Origin of the sequence: Vibrio metschnikovii CIP 69.14, from assembly GCF_000176155.1 — a bacterium.
GTDB classification, from domain to species: Bacteria; Pseudomonadota; Gammaproteobacteria; order Enterobacterales; family Vibrionaceae; genus Vibrio; species Vibrio metschnikovii.
On the sequence record NZ_ACZO01000008.1, the window covers coordinates 84457 to 102781 of the forward strand.

The 18325-nt window shown below is 39.2% G+C and carries 18 protein-coding genes and 1 pseudogene; all 19 read right to left on the bottom strand.

From position 1 onward, the window contains the following. Nucleotides 1-96 precede the first annotated feature (96 nt). The gene (locus VIB_RS15805; RefSeq protein ID WP_040905676.1) at nt 97-2061 is read right to left on the bottom strand and encodes a polysaccharide biosynthesis protein; all 1965 of its coding nucleotides are present in this window, start codon (nt 2059-2061) and stop codon (nt 97-99) included. A 25-nt stretch (nt 2062-2086) separates the two neighbouring features. Further along, the gene (locus VIB_RS15810) at nt 2087-2641 is read right to left on the bottom strand and encodes a sugar transferase (RefSeq protein WP_004397418.1); all 555 of its coding nucleotides are present in this window, start codon (nt 2639-2641) and stop codon (nt 2087-2089) included. Continuing rightward, the gene (locus VIB_RS15815) at nt 2638-3597 is read right to left on the bottom strand and encodes a UDP-glucose 4-epimerase family protein (RefSeq protein ID WP_004397419.1); all 960 of its coding nucleotides are present in this window, start codon (nt 3595-3597) and stop codon (nt 2638-2640) included. The genes VIB_RS15810 and VIB_RS15815 overlap by 4 nt, the downstream gene beginning before the upstream one ends. Then, the gene (locus VIB_RS15820; RefSeq protein ID WP_004397421.1) at nt 3594-4733 is read right to left on the bottom strand and encodes a glycosyltransferase family 4 protein; all 1140 of its coding nucleotides are present in this window, start codon (nt 4731-4733) and stop codon (nt 3594-3596) included. Before VIB_RS15820 ends, VIB_RS15815 begins: the two co-directional genes overlap by 4 nt. 324 nt (nt 4734-5057) lie before the next feature. Then, nucleotides 5058-6197 carry an ISAs1 family transposase gene (locus tag VIB_RS15825; RefSeq protein WP_004397424.1) on the bottom strand — a complete coding sequence of 380 codons (1140 nt, stop codon included), beginning with the start codon at nt 6195-6197 and terminating at the stop codon, nt 5058-5060. A gap of 160 nt (nt 6198-6357) precedes the next feature. Further along, nucleotides 6358-7410: a hypothetical protein gene (locus VIB_RS15830; protein ID WP_004397426.1), complete on the bottom strand. Its 1053-nt coding sequence runs from the start codon at nt 7408-7410 to the stop codon at nt 6358-6360. Further along, nucleotides 7397-8347 carry a glycosyltransferase family 2 protein gene (locus VIB_RS15835; RefSeq protein ID WP_004397429.1) on the bottom strand — a complete coding sequence of 317 codons (951 nt, stop codon included), beginning with the start codon at nt 8345-8347 and terminating at the stop codon, nt 7397-7399. The genes VIB_RS15830 and VIB_RS15835 overlap by 14 nt, the downstream gene beginning before the upstream one ends. 6 nt (nt 8348-8353) lie before the next feature. Then, entirely contained in the window at nt 8354-9469 is a 1116-nt protein-coding gene (locus VIB_RS15840; protein ID WP_004397430.1) for a polysaccharide pyruvyl transferase family protein, read from the bottom strand. 1 nt (nt 9470) lies between these two features. Then, nucleotides 9471-10055 (bottom strand): acyltransferase, encoded by a 585-nt coding sequence (locus VIB_RS15845; protein ID WP_040905680.1) that lies wholly within the window; start codon nt 10053-10055, stop codon nt 9471-9473. Next, the gene (locus VIB_RS15850) at nt 10030-10851 is read right to left on the bottom strand and encodes a glycosyltransferase family 2 protein (protein ID WP_004397431.1); all 822 of its coding nucleotides are present in this window, start codon (nt 10849-10851) and stop codon (nt 10030-10032) included. Before VIB_RS15850 ends, VIB_RS15845 begins: the two co-directional genes overlap by 26 nt. 137 nt (nt 10852-10988) lie before the next feature. Then, nucleotides 10989-12239, bottom strand: coding sequence for an O-antigen translocase (locus tag VIB_RS15855; protein WP_040905683.1), 1251 nt, complete (start codon nt 12237-12239; stop codon nt 10989-10991). Beyond that, nucleotides 12236-13378: a DegT/DnrJ/EryC1/StrS family aminotransferase gene (locus VIB_RS15860; RefSeq protein ID WP_004397433.1), complete on the bottom strand. Its 1143-nt coding sequence runs from the start codon at nt 13376-13378 to the stop codon at nt 12236-12238. The genes VIB_RS15855 and VIB_RS15860 overlap by 4 nt, the downstream gene beginning before the upstream one ends. Continuing rightward, nucleotides 13371-13790, bottom strand: coding sequence for a MaoC family dehydratase (locus VIB_RS15865; protein WP_040905686.1), 420 nt, complete (start codon nt 13788-13790; stop codon nt 13371-13373). The genes VIB_RS15860 and VIB_RS15865 overlap by 8 nt, the downstream gene beginning before the upstream one ends. Continuing rightward, on the bottom strand, nt 13783-14532 hold the full coding sequence (locus tag VIB_RS15870; protein WP_004397434.1) for an acyltransferase: 750 nt from the start codon (nt 14530-14532) through the stop codon (nt 13783-13785). Before VIB_RS15870 ends, VIB_RS15865 begins: the two co-directional genes overlap by 8 nt. Continuing rightward, a complete protein-coding gene (locus tag VIB_RS15875) occupies nt 14529-14930 on the bottom strand; it encodes a sugar 3,4-ketoisomerase (RefSeq protein ID WP_040905689.1) in 402 nt (133 codons plus the stop codon). The genes VIB_RS15870 and VIB_RS15875 overlap by 4 nt, the downstream gene beginning before the upstream one ends. Next, a complete protein-coding gene (gene rfbA / locus VIB_RS15880) occupies nt 14927-15808 on the bottom strand; it encodes a glucose-1-phosphate thymidylyltransferase RfbA (protein WP_040905692.1) in 882 nt (293 codons plus the stop codon). The genes VIB_RS15875 and rfbA overlap by 4 nt, the downstream gene beginning before the upstream one ends. Before the next feature lie 82 nt (nt 15809-15890). Further along, nucleotides 15891-17033, bottom strand: a complete 1143-nt coding sequence (locus tag VIB_RS15885; protein WP_004397436.1) for a dTDP-glucose 4,6-dehydratase — start codon at nt 17031-17033, stop codon at nt 15891-15893. Between the two features lie 2 nt (nt 17034-17035). Continuing rightward, the gene (locus VIB_RS15890; protein WP_115152550.1) at nt 17036-18034 is read right to left on the bottom strand and encodes a Wzz/FepE/Etk N-terminal domain-containing protein; all 999 of its coding nucleotides are present in this window, start codon (nt 18032-18034) and stop codon (nt 17036-17038) included. A gap of 142 nt (nt 18035-18176) precedes the next feature. Continuing rightward, nucleotides 18177-18317 (bottom strand): annotated as a pseudogene (locus VIB_RS18370) (four helix bundle protein); the annotation flags it as partial. Nucleotides 18318-18325: the final 8 nt, after the last annotated feature.

The window sequence follows — 18325 nt, forward strand, 5'->3', positions numbered from 1 at the left end:
CATCGTCATCCCCGCGAAGGCGGGGATCCATTCTGCCACATGCGCCAATTGGTGAGGTGAGCGCCTAAGTTCTAACTGTCTAGATACAGACTCAGTTTAAGCCGTCTGGGTCGTTTTTAACTCTACAATATTAGACTGAGCCTGCTCTTTTTTTTGTTTTTCATTCCACACCAAATCACCGATACCATCAGTAGGGTCAAAACCTGTAGGTGCATCTAATAGAATTTGGCGAATTGCTTCATGATCAAAGTGATGACAAGCTTTATCAAGATTATCGAGGATAATCGCAAACTCATTTAATGGTAAGAAACGCTCATTCGCTGTCATGATCCGCTCATGTTCAGTGCCCTCAACGTTATCGCCGATCAAGAGTTCTTCATAGAGCTTCTCGCCTGGGCGTAAACCGGTGAATTTAATTTCAATATCACCATTCGGGTTTTCAACACTTTTCACTTCTAATCCCGATAAACGAATCAAGTTTTTCGCTAAATCGACAATTTTAACTGGCTCACCCATGTCCAGAACAAACACATCTCCACCTTTACCCATGGCGCCAGCTTGAATCACCAACTGTGCTGCTTCAGGAATCGTCATAAAGTAGCGAATAATATCTGGATGAGTCACAGTGATCGGCTTACCTTCAGCTATTTGACGTTTAAATAAAGGGATAACCGAGCCTGAAGAGCCCAATACATTACCAAAGCGAACCATACAAAAACGCGTGCCACGGGCTTTTTGCGCTTCTTGCTGGGCTAAAGCTTGCAATCCTAATTCTGCCATACGTTTAGTGGTGCCCATGACATTCGTTGGCCGCACCGCTTTATCGGTTGAGATAAGGACAAAAGATTCAACTTTGGCTTCAATCGCGGCTCTGGCGCAATAATAAGTGCCAAACACATTATTACGTACCCCTTCAACCACATTGTACTCAACTAAAGGAACGTGCTTATAAGCCGCAGCATGATAAACCGTTTGTACATTAAAAGCCTTCATCACTGTAGATAAGCGGTTAATACGTTGCACAGAGTCCAGCAGTGGGATGATCTCCACCGCCAGCTGTTCAGCTTCAACAAACAGTGATAACTCTTTATCGATTTGATACAAAGCAAATTCTGACAGTTCAAATAAGATCAAGGTGTTAGGCTTTTGCATCACAATTTGACGACAAAGCTCAGAACCTATCGAGCCGCCAGCGCCAGTGACCATCACCACTTTGCCTTGAATATTTGACTGCATTAAATCCACATCGGGAGCAACCGGATCGCGACCTAATAAGTCTTCTATCGCGACATCTTTTAATTCATCAACAGTAGCGTGCCCCTCAACAATATCGGCAAAATCAGGTACGGTGAGCACTTCTACTGGTAAATGCAGTAACTCATCAAGGATCTGCTTTCTTTCTGCACGAGAAGTACGAGGAATAGCCAATAAAATTTTATCTACCTGATATTTATCAACTAATCTTTCAGCCATCTGTGCCGGATAAACGGTTACCCCTTGAATAATGGTATTGGCCAGGGTCAGATCATTATCTAAAAATGCTTTAATTTGGTAATGAGGGGAATTACGCAGTGCAATGGCGAGTTGCCGCCCGGTGCTACCAGCCCCATAAATCAGCACTTGAGCGCGATCATTATTACGGCACTGGGTTTGTACTATCATTGAACGCACTAACATGCGCGCGCCACCACAAAGCAACACGAGAAAAGTTAAATAAATAACTGGCACGGTGCGAGGTATGGCAGCGTTAAAATAATAAGCAAAGGATGTTAATGCTAATGAAGACAGCAAGGCACCAGCGAAAATCACCACCAGCGCATGGAAGGTTAAAAAGCGCAGCACCGCGCGATAAAGCCCTAAACGAGTAAAGACTACTAAGGTGACAACCACAGTACCAAGTAAAGTCAATGTGGTTAAAGATGAAGGGGGTATAACTACCTCACCTAATCTCGCCCATAGCGCAGCAAAAAAAGACACGGTGATTAACAAGGTGTCAATTGCTAAGCTAATTAAACGTTTATAAGCTCTGGGTAAGGACCAAAGGTAAGCCAACTTGTCCATAAATACTGATCACTTTTATCGTAGATTAAGATTTTTTAACAGCGTCACCCGAACCGCTACCTGTTACTGTCATGATTATATACTTAAAGTAGTTTGTTATAGTTAAAGTATCAATCATTTCACGGTCTGTTTGTGCCAGTAGCGCTGGGGTGGACATATCGATATTTTGTACTTGTGCTAAGCCAGTAATACCAGGGAGTACATCATATACCCCAAGGGCATCACGCTCTTTAATTAATTCTTGTTGGTTAAAGAGATTGGGGCGCGGGCCCACTAAGCTCATTTCACCTTTCAGCACATTAATCAATTGTGGTAGCTCATCGATCTTGGTTTTGCGCAAAAACGCACCTAATTTAGTGATTGAAGCATTACTTGCTAAGTGCGAGGCCACTGACTGAGTATCCACTGACATAGTGCGGAATTTCACCAGTTTGAATGGTTTTTTGTTTCGCCCGACACGCTCTTGCACGAAAATCGGCGAACCCGTATCGAACAAACCGATGAGAGTGACGACAAGTAAAACTGGCCATAAAAATAGCAAGCCAAAGAAAGCTGCTAAGAAATCTATTAGACGAATCATGATTTACCACTATTTTGCTTAGAATTTAAAAAGGCTAATGCAGTTTTCTTAAAACCTTCTTGTAAGGTTTGAGGAGGAGTCCAGCCAAGCGTCTCTTTTGTGTGTGAAATATCAACTTGCAATGAGCCAACCAATCTATCAACAATATCTGATTTATTAAATAGCTTTCCTGCTAGATTATAGCACCAAATAGGGACAGGCAGCTGCCAACTTGGTTTGCCTAAAGCAATGGCCATTTCACGCACCATTTCACTAGTCGACACATCATAATCATCCGAAACTAAGAAAACCTGATTTGCTGCTTTCGGGTGATCGATACAGGTTATGATTAAATCGACTAAGTTATCAACGGAAACTAGGCTTCGTTTATTATTCGTGATACAGCCAAATGGTAATGGAATACCTTTTGCCACCAATCCCATTAGTGAAGCAAAGTTGGCTTTTACACCTGGGCCATAAACAAGTGTCGGACGGATTATTACTATCTCCATGCCTGTTTGTTTACCTAGCTCTAAAAGCTGCTCTTCCGCTTCGGCCTTAGACTGACCATAAGGATCTTCTGGACTACGCGTATCAAACGCCGTAAAAGACTGACGACCAGACGTGGATTCACCGTTTACTTTGATGGAGCTTAAAAAGATGAAACGTTTCACACCCGTTTTTGCGGCTTGGCGAGCTAGGTTTAACGTACCTTCCGTGTTGACGGCTCGAAATTCAGATAAGGGATCAGAGGAGTCATCATTCATAATGTGGACGCGAGCGGCGCAGTGTATTAATACTTCAACCCTATTCAACTTACTTGCTAAATCTAAAGCATCAGACTTAGATAGATCAAAATCATTAAAATGAGGATAATTCGTAAGAGAGTTTCGCCCTAACAACAAACAATCTGTTGTATTTAACATCTCTAATAAATGCAGCCCTACAAAACCTGTATAACCAGTTATTGCAATCATTTTTCCACACGACTTAATAAGTTATTATAAATTTCTAAATGCTTATTAACTACACTGTTTACATCAAATTCTTTTTCAGCAAAAACTCTAGCTTTAGCACCCATTGAAATTCTTAATTCAGGTTGCTCTATAAGTTTAAGTATTGCTGCTGCAAGGGCTTTAGCATCACGTATCGGCACAGTAAGTCCTGTTTCATTTTCAATGACTGCATCTCTACAGCCAGGGTTATCGGTTGTTACAATAGCTCTGCCACAGGCAGCAGCCTCTATGAGCACTTTGGGTACTCCTTCACCATAGAATGAAGGTAAACAAACAATATTAGATTGCGAAAATACATTAGGTATATTATCACTATGACCCAGGTAATTTATCGTACCTTCACTTATCCACTTGTCAACTTCAGTTTGTTTAATTGAATTTGGATTTTCTAAGTCAGGTGTACCAACAAGTAAAAACTCAGCGCTGGGGTGCTGATTTTTTACAATTTTAGCAGCATCTACATATTGATACACACCTTTCTCTTTTAATAGGCGGCAAGCCATAACTATTTTAATCGTGTCATCTGTACTTTCTGGGAGGTAATTATAGACAGAAAGATCCGCGCCCGAGCCTTTAATCAAAGTTTTATCGACTAATTTTAATTTAGCAACTTTTGTTAAAATAGCCTCGTCATATGTATTCTGAAAAATAACTGTTTTATATTTTTGCGACAAAGAAATCTTATAAAATACAGTCGCAATTAGTTTTGTAACTTTAGCTCGTAGAGTATTAGCGGTAAAGACGTAGCCAAGCCCCGATATAGCAGCAACGAAAGGAATATCTTTGTATATATTTTTAAGCGCTAAACCTGTATATAAAATAGGTTTAATTGTTACTGCATGGATAACAGATGGCTGTTGCTGAATAACTAAATTACGTATTGCTTTAATTGTTCTCAGCTCATTACCAATACTTCCACCACTCCGAGTAAATGGCAGATCAACAACATTAAACCCCATATCAATAAGCTCTTGTTTATGCTCTGTGAAATAACAAGCTAAAGTAACTTTATACCCCTGTTTTAGAGCTTTTTGCGCAATGGGCAAACGATGAGAAACAAAAAACCAATCAACATTTACAATAAAAAGTAATTTCAAACTACAAACCCCTAGGAAATATCACCCTTAATTTTGATAAAAACTTATTAAAAATAAAACTAGAATTTTATTTTTTAGATATGCAGCCATAGTGACAAGAAAACTTCCATTGAGCCAATGATTATTACAAGTATTAATTGAACCAAACCTGGTGGTAACATCCACGGCAATCGCAAGAGCACCCTCGTCATACAAGGACTCCAAGTACCTTACTTAAGTATTTCACATCCATCGCGCACTTCATCCGCTTGCATACAGAGCGATTAAAAAGCAACCAAAATAATCGTCCAGCTGATCTTTAATCGGTTGCGAATTAGGGAAAAATCATGAACATTCCCGTAAATAAAGGCTTCCCAACACCTTCAAAAGGTACTCTGGATCCATCGCGCACATCGCTCTTTTGTGTTTAATACTCGATTTTAGCGTCGTTTCACTTTTTAGCATGTTTAAGCACATTTGTCTGATCCTGGCGAAATTTTCTGCTCGTTCTTCCGCTCGTTTACGGCAAGCATCTTCACCAAATTCTGTATCCAACATCCAATGCATCGACTCAACTAACCAGTGCGAGCGTGAAGCATTTAACAATTCTTTAGCACTGAGCGCTTTCGAACTAATATAATATCGAACCGTTACATCTGACTCTTGAGCCGCTGCTGATTCTTGACGAATAGATACCACAATTCCCATCGTTTTGAGCCCTGGCCAATCAAATTCAAGATCGCCCAAAACACTTAAATCTTCATTCACTAAGGCCAATCGTGTTTCTTGTCGGCCTCGCGATTTTTCTTGAGTACTGTAAGAATCACCGTCATGTTTTTGCAGCATGCTCATATTAAAATAATTGTTAAAAGCTTGCTCAAGTCGGCCTTGGTTTCCTTTCACCGCCAACAAATAATCTGCGTTCTTTTCAAGGATTTTTTGCGCGATTTTCTTTTGGCAACCCATCGCATCAATCGTCACTAAACAACCAGATATATCCAGTAGTTGCAGCAATTCAGGAATAGCGGTTATCTCATTGGATTTCTCGTATACTTTATGTTGTCCGAGGCACACGCCATTCTCTGTAGCAAAGGCATTAACCATATGAATCGCACCAAGACCACGGGAATCATCATAAGAGCCTCGAACGGTTTTACCGTCTATCGCTATCACTTCACCGTCAGTGAGTTCACAGCATGATTTCATCCATTCGATAAAACACTTTTGTAAGCGTGTCGCATTAATCATGCCCATCACTCTAGCTATGGTAATGGCAGAGGGAACACCATGACTAAAATCACCAAAGCGTTTGAGAAAATCTAACCACCTTGTGCCGTAAAGATGAATGGCTTTCCAATCATCCTGACCGGAAAGTACTGCACAGATTGTTAACAAAATGATATCCGTTAACTTGTGTTCGACTTTGCCTTGTTGGCGGTAATCTGGGATGACATCGAAATGCATAAATGGGTGCTGGTTACTCATTATTTGACCTCCAATTTGTCTATGGAGGTATTAGAAAACATTGAAAATGATCGTCAAATTGATCATCGGTTAATTGTTTATTGTGTGATAACGTTATCCATCGGAACAAGAAAACTGTGAGCTATCTAGACCAAAAACCCTTTAAACATGGGCATGTTCATTATTTTTCCCTAGGTTTCAAATAAGCTAAACAATATAAAACCACAAGAATATATGGCATGAAATCTTGGCGATATCGAATAGCACTACCATAATTCATAACGCCAAACGGATACGCCGAAAATAGCAATAAAACGAAGGAATAAAACGTAAGAGAAAATACAGATAGTCTAACTTTTTCCATTTTAAATATTTTAATATTTATACGAAGAAAAAGAAATATCAACAAGAAAATTAAAGCTAAAGATTCAATAAAAACAATCATCACAGAAATGTTTCTTCTTGCTTCTTGAAAGGTAGGTCCTAAAACTGTCAATAACATCCCTTCCGGCGCTTTCATGTACCAATCAGAATATGAATTCCAAAATGGTTCTCGACTAGCTCCAGCCTCAAGATCAAAACCGCGTACAACTCGAAGTACAGTATCGCCTATTAAATCACTAAAATAAATCATGGCTAGAATTATAAAAGACCAGCCGAAAATAGAGGTTAGGAAAAATGACCACTTTCCAAAATTTAATCTACCATAAAATAATGCAGAAATATAACCAACAAACACCCCAGGAAAAAATTGTGGTTTAAATACCAGTAAAATATAGAAAGAAAAAACAATCCAAGTTTTAGGTATACGACAGCGATTAAAATAAACCCTAATTACTTGAGATCCAATTAACAGGATAGCTCCTGAAGCAAATACTTCTTTTGACGGGACGCTAGTCCATAAAATAAATGAAGGGAAGTTGAGTATAATTAAAAAAAAACTTAACTGCTGAACATTATCAAAAAGACCATCTAATGCTTTATATATAAAAATAAAATTAATTAAAGCAAACCCTCCTGCAGCTAATGGTCCAAGAAGCAAACTTAGCACACCTCCTAAGAAGTCCAAGAAAAAAGATGAGTCATATAGAACACGAAATGAAAAAGAAATCCCTGCATTCAAATAACGATAAGAGTCACCAAGTTTGATGAAGTTGCCAAGTCCATAAAAAACAATGAGAGAAAAAATAAATTTTAGCAAAAAAAATAAAAACCAGACTTTAGAAACTCTCATATTCAAAATCTTTAGCCTTATTAGATGATAGCATAGATAGAGGTATATAAAATAAAACCCAAGCTAATCTAATCATTGAGTGAATAATCCCTTTAAGACCAACAATCATAAAAATAAAACCTAAAAAAATTAAGGAATATTTACTACAAAAAATAGTGGTTGCAATCAAAAAAACAACAAGCAGTAGGATACCTAATTGATTTTTTATCAAAGGGATTGTGCAACCTCCCAACAATGATTTCCAAAAGTAACGAGAGAAATAATAACCTGTGCCATAAAATGATAGGTAACTTTTTATTGAATTAACTGCTGTTGACCTATTTCTGTTGTAGTGTGTGATAAAGGGTATATTTATTCCATATATATTCTTAGCTTTTGCATTAATTCTTACTAATAAATCCTGCTCTTCCCACATTTTCATATAGGGGTCAAAGCCACCACACGCCAGTAGTGCACTCTTCTTAATAAACAACGCACCACCAATATGTGATAATTTACTAATCCCTCTTTGAGAGTAGTAATTAGACGATTGTTCAATGTATCCGGCTTCGTTATCAAAAAATAACATTTCTCTTCTAAAACCGATCACCCCCGCAAAATCATCTTTTTCTAGCAGTTGGCTAGTATATAGCCTATTCAAAAAAGAACTATCGACTTCCATATCCCCATCCAAGAATAATAAATAGTCAAATTTACTCTGTAGCTCACCAACTTTTCTTGCAGCAGCTGCTGACTTCACTCCTTTCAACATAAAACAACGTATATCAGGATAGTTTCGCAGAACATCAAATGTGCTATCAACTGAGCCACTATCAACATAGATCAACTCAAATTCAGTAATATCACGCGAGTTTTTCATTAAAGAATAGATCGAACAAAAACATCTATCGAGATTTTTTGATTCATTTAGACCTATAACTACAATTGAAATTTCCATATAAATCTACTCAAAAATTCCTTTTAGATAAGCACATGTCCTAGAGTATTCACTTGGATATATAGAAAATGATCCATTCCTCTGTTGTAATCCACTCAGAATATTATCTACTCTGGTAGTTGAAATATTTTCATTCGTCAATCTAACTGATGAATCCATACCTATTAAGTCATTAAAGTCTCGACACTTTTCGTGATACTCAACAAGACAAAAAGATACTCCTGATAAATATGCTATAATTCCACCATGTAAACGAGTAGTGAGAAATAATTGACTTCGAGCTATAATACTAACTGTTTCTATTGGACTATGGTGATACATCAAACGGCTAGAAATACCATTGGACTCTAAATGTTCGGAACACTCTAAGGACAACATTTTATCTCCAATGAAGTTATTAGAATTTAAAACCAATATATCTACACAATATATATCATTCTGTTTGCAAAATTTCAACACACCTTCCAGTAGAGCTCTATTTCTCTTCCTTTCCACTTCGACATCACCTGAAATATAGGTTTCATAATTACATAAAGAGATCGTCAATTTAGAACTAGAGTCGTCAGATCGAGCATTCTTTAACTTTCTAATAAGCGGATACAGTAATCCTGCCATATCATTTACAAGGTTACTTCTAGAACTAATACCCAAACTTTTCAATTCATCCATTGATTTTATATCTCTAGCTCCCAAAAACTGCAATTCATCAATAAACTTCCGAAAAAATAACCTGTCTCTTTGACTATTAAATGGACCAACAGAAACACCTATAGCATACATCTTCACTACATTAAACTTAGCCAAATAATACTGTAGCTTCCTCATTCTAAGAGAAGTATTAGAAGATAATACGGACCCTCCAGCCAATATCAATTTATCATAAACAATAGCTGCGTATACCATCGAAAAAAGTCTAAATACTTGCCCAAAAAAACCTGAAGACTGATATACCTTTGACAAAAAACTCGGAATAATAAAGTCAGCTTCAACACCTTCTATCCTTGGAGATAATATAGAAACCTTAACATTAGACTTATCTTTTATTGTTTCTAAACAAGCCAAAGGAAATAAATCATCTCCAAAATTTGAAAACCCATAATAACCGGTAAAAACAATTTTCATATTATAGCCTTTTTATGAAAACAGCAGGATTCCCTGCATATACACATTTTTTTGGAATAGATTTTGTAACAATACTGCCAGCACCAATAACTGAATTATCACCAATTTCTACTCCTTTTAGAATAGTAACATTATCAGCTATAAAAACATTATTTCCGATTGTTACATCAGCCCCCATAGCATGACCTTTACTTCTATCTTCAAAGTTTAATGAATGGAAGTCACTAGAAAAAACCTTAAATGAACCACCAATCAAGCAGTTCTCTCCGATGAAAATCCGTTCCACTCTAGAGATCAAAGAGAAATTATTATTAAACTTAACATTATCACTAATAATAATAGAGCTACCTTCCTCTCTACAGTCAATATATCCGACTGTATTTAAATAATTTGGTGATTGACCAACTCCAAACGTCACGTTCTTACCAATAGTAACTTTTCCCTTTCCTCGCATTAATACTGGTTGACCAAAAGAAATAACTCTCTGACTATTGAAAAGTACCATATATATTAATCGTCTAAAGAACTGGCAAAGCTCAATAATAACGAATGATTTCAGCCTAAATAATCTTTCTACACTTATCAAAGAAGATTCCCCCAAATTGTTTTATATCCCAAAAAAAATGAAAAATAACAATTCTAACTCTAGCAATAAAACTAATTCCTTCACCTTTTAGAGCTTCCTTTCTACATTTCTTAAAATATTCTCTTCTAGAAAGATAACTAGATAAAGAAGAAAAACCATTTGTTATATTTGTTTCATGTCTTCTATAATAGGAATATAGATTAGGCACAAAGTGTAGGCTACCAAGGCGAGCAATTTTCATGTAAATCAACCATTCACCAAATAGTTTATAGCTATCATCCCAGCCTCCAGCCTCTAAAAATGAGGCTCTTTTAAAGCTAAGTCCACAACTTTGAAATATATTCCGTTTACACATCTCAATTTTATAATTTTCAGTGACCTTTCTAATTCTATCCTCGTCAACAAAGATACCAATAGGACGATTATCACTATCAATCATTATCGAAGCATTATGAGTTATAGATATATTTGATTCTTTTTTGTATATACCATCAATTATTTTTAGATGATTACGATCTAGAATATCATCTTGACCCAAGCATATTACAATATCACCTGATGCAATTTTCACTCCTATATTTACACTATCAGAAAGTCCATTATTAGATTTTTTTTCAAGAATAGTTACTCGTTCAAATAGTACAAATGACTTTGCTAGAACGACAGTATTATCCGTTGAACAGTCATCTACGATAATTACTTCATAATCTTCAAAGGATTGGTTCAAAATCGAATTTAGAGTTTCCTCTATATATTTTTCGCCATTATAAGTAGGCACTATAACTGAAAATCTCATAATCTTCTTATATTAAATTCACAACCAACACATGTGTGCTAGGTTAAAAAACACTCTAGTGGCTTTCCATATTACACGCAAAAATCATGAACATTATCATAAATAAAAGGCTTCCCAAAGTAAGGAAAAATAGTTTTTTAGCTTGAGAATCTTTTAACATTCAAAAACATAAATATGAAAAGAAATGTATAATTTATTAGATAAGCAAATACTACTCCACTTCCTTCTAATATTGGTACAAGTAAGAATGTCAATGAAACAAAACCTAATGAAAAAAACACCTGAGAAAAGATAAACCACTTTGTTGCCCCACGAGATATCATGGGATAGGCATACAAAAAACTCGCAATTTTCATCACATCACCGCACAGCTGTATGGCAAAAAGGTCACGTGCGGGTTTAAATTCTTCGGTAAATAGTAACCAAATAGCGACATCACGCAGTAAATAAACCCCTAGCGCCAATACCATTACAATCGGCAAGATCACTCGTGCTGTTTTGTGGATTTCGCTGACAATGGCATCAACACCTTTTAATGAAGCAAGTCTCGGTAGGTAATAAGTACTCAACGCCATGGTGATTACCCCAAGATAAACTTCAGATATTTTCCAGACAGCTTGCCAATGACCAGTAGAATCCCAGCCAACTTGTGAGATCAAAATATTACGCACTAAAATCAAAGAAATAGGTACAGTCAGTGCGCTGGTTAATGCCATAAGCATATAACCTAATATAGCCTTACGTGCTGCTTTGTCTTTTCCTCCCCACCAGTAAGTGACTTTCATCCAAGGTTGACGTAAATTAGCAACTAACATCACCAATCCAATCAACGCAGATTGCATTGAAGCCGCAAGTAATGCTCCTTCAATGTTCGCCGCAATAATTAAGCTAACCATTACCGTGGAAGAGATTAAGGTGGAAAGCATCCCTAATCCCACATAACGGCGATATTGTTGCTGACCATTAATGACCGAGTTACACAATGTTCCTAAAGCGGAGAAGGGTAAAACACTGACCGTGACAATCACAATCCAAGCGAGTGCAGGATCGTGCAATAGCCAGCTGGCAATTTGGGTTGAAAACAATAAGCCAATCGGTAGTGCAAAACAGGTAACAATGGCAACCCAATAAAGGGATGCTTGCCACCAAGGGGCACAAGCGGCAAATCCCTGCTTATGATGCTCAGCAGTAAAACGCACCACGCCAGCACCAGTTGGCGCATTAATGACACCATTTAAACTGCTGACCATGCTTTGCACTTGGCCAAGCATCGCCATTCCCGTTGGCCCAGTATACACGGCAACAACTTTTGCAATCACAAACCCCATTGCCATACGTAACAAGGTCAACAGCCCCGTCATGGCTGAGACTTTTAATAAACGTTTCACGCTTTAAAGCCGTTCATCACAGTAATAACCTGTTGCACTTGCTCATCACTCATGGTTGGGTCAAGGGGCAAAGAAATCACTTGTTGATGGATCATTTCCGTTAATGGTTTCGATTGCGAGTTCCACTGTGCATACGCCTGCTGCTGATGCGGTGGGATCGGATAATGGATTAAGGTTTGTATCTCGTGCTTTGTTAACCACTCCTGTAGCGCTTCACGTTGCTGACAACGCACTACGAACAAATGCCAAACATGGGATTGATAATGCTGAATGGTTAATGGTGAATACTGCAAGGCAAATGCATCGGCATCAATCGGTAATACAATATACGGATTATTAATACCCTCACAATACATAGCAGCGATTTGTTGTCTACGTGCCGTATCACTGTCTAAATGCGCCAACTTGACCCGTAACATCGCGGCTTGAATTTCATCTAGGCGGCTATTAACACCTTGGTAAAGGTTTTCATACTTTTTATGTGAACCATAGTTACGCAGCGCTTTTAAAGTATCGGCTAACTGATCATCATTGGTGGTAATCGCTCCCGCATCGCCTAGTGCACCGAGATTTTTTCCTGGGTAAAAACTAAACCCCGCCGCATGCCCCCAATTACCGGCACGCTGGCCATTAATTTCTGCGCCATGCGCTTGCGCACAATCTTCTAGCACTAATAAATCATGCTCTTGAGCAATTTGCATAATCTCAGCCATCGGCGAGATTAAACCATACAGATGCACCGGAAGAATCGCTTTAGTCTTGGGTGTGATCGCCGCTTGAATACCTTCTTGGCTCAAGTTATAGGTATTGATATCCGGTTCAACCAGTACTGGCGTTAAGCGATTTTCAGTAATGGCTAAAACACTGGCAATGTAAGTATTCGCTGGGACAATCACTTCATCCCCCTCTTGCAACTTACCTAACTCTTTCCACGCGCGTAGCACTAAGATTAACGCATCAAGACCATTCGCTACGCCAATTGCGTGTTTAGTGCCACAATAGGCGGCAAATTCGGCTTCAAACTGCTGTAATTCTTGACCTTGAATATACCAGCCAGAGTCAATCACCCGTGCACAAGCTTGTTTGAGTTGTTGTTGGTACTGTTGATTGATTGATTTTAAATCTAAAAAATTAATCATTTTTATTCTCTGGAATATATATTTCGGCTTCACCAGTAATTACTTTGTGCCGACCTACTTTACAAAAGGTATTAAAAAATACTCGTCTTTTCTCTTTATCAATTCGCTCGATGACAACCGTAGCTGTAACAGTATCATCAATATAAACTGGTTTTCTAAATTTTAACGTCTGTGAAACATAAACACAGCCTTCTCCTGGTAGTTTTGTACCAAAAAGAGCGGAAAAAAAGCTAGAGCTGATCATGCCATGCGCTATTCTCTTCTTAAATCGTGACTTTTCAGCATATTCTTTATCCATATGGACAGGATTTCTATCTCCCGATATACCAGCAAATGACTTAATATCTGAATCAGAAATCGTTTGTGAGTAAGAAGCACTCATTCCCACTTGTAAATCTTGGATATCATACATTTTCAGACTGCTCCATACTCCACTGACTAATTATGTTTTCTGGATAACCTCGATGGAAATGTTTACGCCAAGGATAGGCTGGCTGTCTCGACCCATCTTTTAATTTAATTTTCGACGTTGGACCAATTTTTTTTGCAGGGGAGCCAGTGTAAAGCATATCTTGTTCTGTACGACCACCAATGCAAGAATGCGCACCTATAAAAACACCTTCAGCAATCTTAGTTCCAGGTAAAACTACAGACATAGTAGCTATCACTGCAAAATCACTAACTGTAACACCCTGCATAACATTACTAGGTGGATGAGGATCATTGGTAAGCACGACATACGGGAATAACCATACAAAATTACCAATTTGGCTATGCTGACCAATATGAACATTGCTATGTGTTCTTACATAATCACCAATTTTACAGTGGCCTTGTATATCACTCAGTGTACCCAATTGAAAATTTTCTCCGGCAATCGTATTTTCACGCACAGTAACGCTGTGGCCTGTAACTAAATTATTACCAAATGTTGAACCTTCATAAAAAGTACTACGAGAACGAATATGTGAGTTCTCGCCAATTGTCAAAATATGGCCGCCAGAAAGATGATTAGAAACACCTAATTCGCAATATGATTCAATAATAGTATTATCTGCAATAACAACATTATCATATACAATTGAATAAGCTCCAATTGATACATTTTTACCTATCTTCGCTTTCTCTGAAATAATCGCTGTAGGATGAATCATATTTTTTTATTCCTTAAAAAATCGTTATAATCACGAATATAATCACTTTCATCATAATGCTCGCTGGCTAACACCATTAGCACACAATCTTGACTAAAATTGCTCATTTCATGCCATTGCATCACATCAATCAATAAACCTTTGACTGGAGAATCTAAAGCGACAATTTGTTTCTCTGTTCCATTGTCCATCAAGATATCACAAGAGCCTTTAACGCAAACTGCACATTGTACGATTGCTTTATGAGCATGAAAACCACGTGGTATATTGGACTGCATACCAAATAAATAATAAACTCGCTTGATCTCAAACGGTATATTCTTCATCCCTTCTAACACGACGAGGTTTCCTCGCTCATCCCCTAAGCAAGGGAACTCAATCCATTTAATTAAACTCATGCCTGACCTTCTAAAAGTGATGAAAGATACTGCCCATACCCATTCTTGGCCATCAACTCTGCACGCGCTGCCACTTCTTGAGTAGACAACCACTGTTGGCTATAAGCAATTTCTTCAAGACAAGCGACTTTATAGCCTTGGCGCTTTTCAATGGTTTCCACAAACTGCGCCGCTTCTAATAAACTTTCATGGGTGCCGGTATCAAGCCAAGCATAGCCACGACCGAGTAGTTCAACATTGAGTTGATTACGCTTTAAGTACATCTCATTCAGGCAGGTGATTTCTAGCTCACCACGGGCTGATGGCTGAACTTCTTTGGCCAGTTTTACTACCTGATTATCGTAAAAATACAGCCCAGTGACGGCAAAGTTGCTTTTCGGTTGGCTTGGTTTTTCTTCAATGGAAATCGCGCGTTTATTATCATCAAACTCGACCACGCCAAAGCGTTCAGGGTCTTTAACTTGATAGCCAAACACGGTTGCCCCTTGGCCGTTATTGGCATTAGCAACCGCTTGTTGCAACTTAGGCCGAAAACCTTGTCCCCAAAATATATTATCACCCAACACTAAACAGACTGAGGAATCGCCAATAAATTCTTCACCAATTATAAAGGCTTGGGCAAGGCCGTCTGGTGATTCCTGCACTGCATATTCAAGGGTAATACCAAACTGGCTACCATCACCCAATAAACGTTGAAAACTGGCTTGATCTTCTGGGGTGGTGATGATCAAAATCTCACGAATACCGGCTAGCATTAATACTGACAACGGATAGTAGATCATCGGCTTGTCGTAAACCGGTAGCAGCTGCTTGGAGACTCCCATGGTGATGGGATAAAGGCGCGTGCCGGAGCCGCCGGCCAAAATAATACCTTTCATAAAAAATAGGTCCTAGGTCCTAGGTCCTAGGTCCTAGGGAAAAGCTAGGGCATAGAACCAGAGATTTGAAAAAACTTGAAAGCTAATTTACGCCTAATCGTTCACGTTGGTAGCTACCATCTTGCACATTTTGGCACCATTGTTGATTATCTAAATACCATTGCACGGTTTTTAGCAGTCCGGTTTCAAACGTTTCAAGTGGCGTCCAACCAAGTTCATTTTGCATTTTACTTGCATCAATCGCATAGCGTCGATCGTGACCAGGACGGTCTTGTACGTAAGTAATTTGCTCGGCATATGGTCTAGCCTTGGGCACTAAGGTATCTAGAATTGAACAGATTGCTTGCACGACTTCTAAATTTTGCTTTTCGTTATGCCCACCGATGTTGTAGGTTTCCCCCACTTTGCCTTCTGTTACCACTTTGTAAAGTGCACGAGCATGATCTTCAACAAACAACCAATCACGAATTTGATCCCCTTTGCCATAAATTGGAAGGTCTTTGCCCTCTAGCGCGTTCAGAATCACCAAGGGGATCAGTTTTTCAGGGAAATGATACGGACCATAATTATTTGAGCAGTTAGTAACTATGGTGGGTAAACCATAAGTACGTAGCCACGCGCGAACTAAATGATCGGAGGAAGCTTTAGAGGCTGAATACGGGCTTGATGGAGCATAAGCGGTGGTTTCAGTAAACAGCGGCAGATGTGGCAATGAATTATTAATGCTTAATGTTGAATTGTCTTGAGTTAATTCACCATTCACCATTAAACATTCATCATTATTCTCAACTTCATCTGGATGTGGCAGGTCACCATACACTTCATCGGTTGAAATATGATGGAAGCGAAACGCGGCTTTATGCTCTTCGTCTAAGCGATTCCAATAACTACGGGTGGCTTCTAATAGCGTATAAGTACCGACAATATTAGTTTCAATAAAAGCGGCAGGGCCATCGATAGAACGGTCTACATGAGACTCAGCAGCCAAGTGCATGACTGCATCCGGTTGATGCTGAGCAAAGACGCGATCCAATTCAGCGCGGTTACAAATGTCCACTTGCTCAAAGGCATAGCGTTCACTGTCTGCGATCAAGGCTAACGATTCTAGATTGCCTGCGTAGGTCAACTTATCAAGGTTAACCACGCTATCTTGGGTATTTTGAATAATATGGCGAATAACTGCGGAGCCAATAAAGCCCGCGCCACCGGTGACAAGAATTTTCATTATTATTTCCTGAAAAAGGTTCTAGGTTCTAGGTCCTCAGTATCTTCTTTCCTAAACGCAAATCTGACCAAAACAATCGCTACGCCAAGCATGCCGCCGAGTAGCGTGCCTAACACACAAATCAGTGCGCGTTTCGGGCCATCTTTTAGCTCTGGCACGACTGCTGGGTCAATCAGCTTAAATACAAACTCATCTTGCGCTTCCGCCAACATCAGGCTTTTGGTTTGTTCTTCAATTAGGGAGTAAAAAGTCGCTTGCATGGCGGCAATGGAGGTGCGTTGCAGCTGCTCTTGCAAATAAGCGAGGTTTCTAGTCGCCTCAGTAATGGTGCGCTGACGCATCACTTGGTTAATATCATCCACCAATAAACTGACCCACTGCTGGGCAATATAAGGGGACAAGTGAGTAATACTGATTGTATATAAGCCGTTATCGCGACTGGAATTGACGCTAAACATCTCTTTAAAGTCTTGAATCGCCTCTTGAGCGGTGGGCTCAGCGCCACGCAAGCCTTGCGGTTCACGCAACCAAGTTTGGGTTTGCGAGTCGTAAATCTCTTGATTAATCACTAACTGGTTATTATCTGCATCCCATTCTTTGGTTGCCATTAACGGCACCCAGAGATTATGCTTATCAATAAAGTATTCTAAAAACTGACGAGATTGCATAATTTGTGCCGCCAGATCGGTTTGAGTAATTTTACCACTACCCAAATTAACGCCTCCTAACGCCGCTAAGCCACCCAGTTGACCTGCCATCCGCGAGAGACCGCCTCCTTCTCCGCTGTCTGCCGGAGCCAATAAAGCATCGGCTTTATAAGTATTAGGTTGACTAAGGGCGTATAACACCGCACCGACGGCAAAGATGAAGGTGGTGGCGATGATGATCCATTTGCCTTTCCAGAGGGCGATGAAGAGTTCGCGTAAGTCGATTTCGTCATCGTGCCGCGGCAGCGGCGCGAATTGCGCATCTGGTTGGTATGGTGGGTTGTTTTGGGTCATTTGTGTGTTCATAGGTTCTTCAGGTTTAGGGTCTGGTGAAGAAAGAGCGGGCTTCGCCCTGCTAGAGCGTCGCTGCGCGACTGCGAGAAGCTAGATTCTATAAAAACGTAAAAGCAGTTCTCGTTTTTAGCTCTTCTCATTCTTACATCTTTCTTTGCTTTTGTTTAATCATTGCGCCCAAAATTTTGGCTAATTCTTTTGCTTCTTGAACCATACCTAATGCCGGTTCTTTATCTAAGTAGCCAATCTCGATACCGATATAAAGTTGAGTAACTAACTCACCAAGTGAGC

Coding starts and splice junctions, on each gene's coding strand:
- VIB_RS15805 (WP_040905676.1), bottom strand. CDS start 2,061: ATGGACAAGTTGGCTTACCTTTGGTCCTTACCCAGAGCTTATAAACGT.
- VIB_RS15815 (WP_004397419.1), bottom strand. CDS start 3,597: ATGATTGCAATAACTGGTTATACAGGTTTTGTAGGGCTGCATTTATTA.
- VIB_RS15890 (WP_115152550.1), bottom strand. CDS start 18,034: ATGACCCAAAACAACCCACCATACCAACCAGATGCGCAATTCGCGCCG.
- VIB_RS15860 (WP_004397433.1), bottom strand. CDS start 13,378: ATGATTAATTTTTTAGATTTAAAATCAATCAATCAACAGTACCAACAA.
- VIB_RS15850 (WP_004397431.1), bottom strand. CDS start 10,851: ATGAGATTTTCAGTTATAGTGCCTACTTATAATGGCGAAAAATATATA.
- VIB_RS15840 (WP_004397430.1), bottom strand. CDS start 9,469: ATGAAAATTGTTTTTACCGGTTATTATGGGTTTTCAAATTTTGGAGAT.
- VIB_RS15870 (WP_004397434.1), bottom strand. CDS start 14,532: ATGATTCATCCTACAGCGATTATTTCAGAGAAAGCGAAGATAGGTAAA.
- rfbA (WP_040905692.1), bottom strand. CDS start 15,808: ATGAAAGGTATTATTTTGGCCGGCGGCTCCGGCACGCGCCTTTATCCC.
- VIB_RS15865 (WP_040905686.1), bottom strand. CDS start 13,790: ATGTATGATATCCAAGATTTACAAGTGGGAATGAGTGCTTCTTACTCA.
- VIB_RS15875 (WP_040905689.1), bottom strand. CDS start 14,930: ATGAGTTTAATTAAATGGATTGAGTTCCCTTGCTTAGGGGATGAGCGA.
- VIB_RS15825 (WP_004397424.1), bottom strand. CDS start 6,197: ATGAGTAACCAGCACCCATTTATGCATTTCGATGTCATCCCAGATTAC.
- VIB_RS15810 (WP_004397418.1), bottom strand. CDS start 2,641: ATGATTCGTCTAATAGATTTCTTAGCAGCTTTCTTTGGCTTGCTATTT.
- VIB_RS15835 (WP_004397429.1), bottom strand. CDS start 8,347: ATGGAAATTTCAATTGTAGTTATAGGTCTAAATGAATCAAAAAATCTC.
- VIB_RS15885 (WP_004397436.1), bottom strand. CDS start 17,033: ATGAAAATTCTTGTCACCGGTGGCGCGGGCTTTATTGGCTCCGCAGTT.
- VIB_RS15830 (WP_004397426.1), bottom strand. CDS start 7,410: ATGAGAGTTTCTAAAGTCTGGTTTTTATTTTTTTTGCTAAAATTTATT.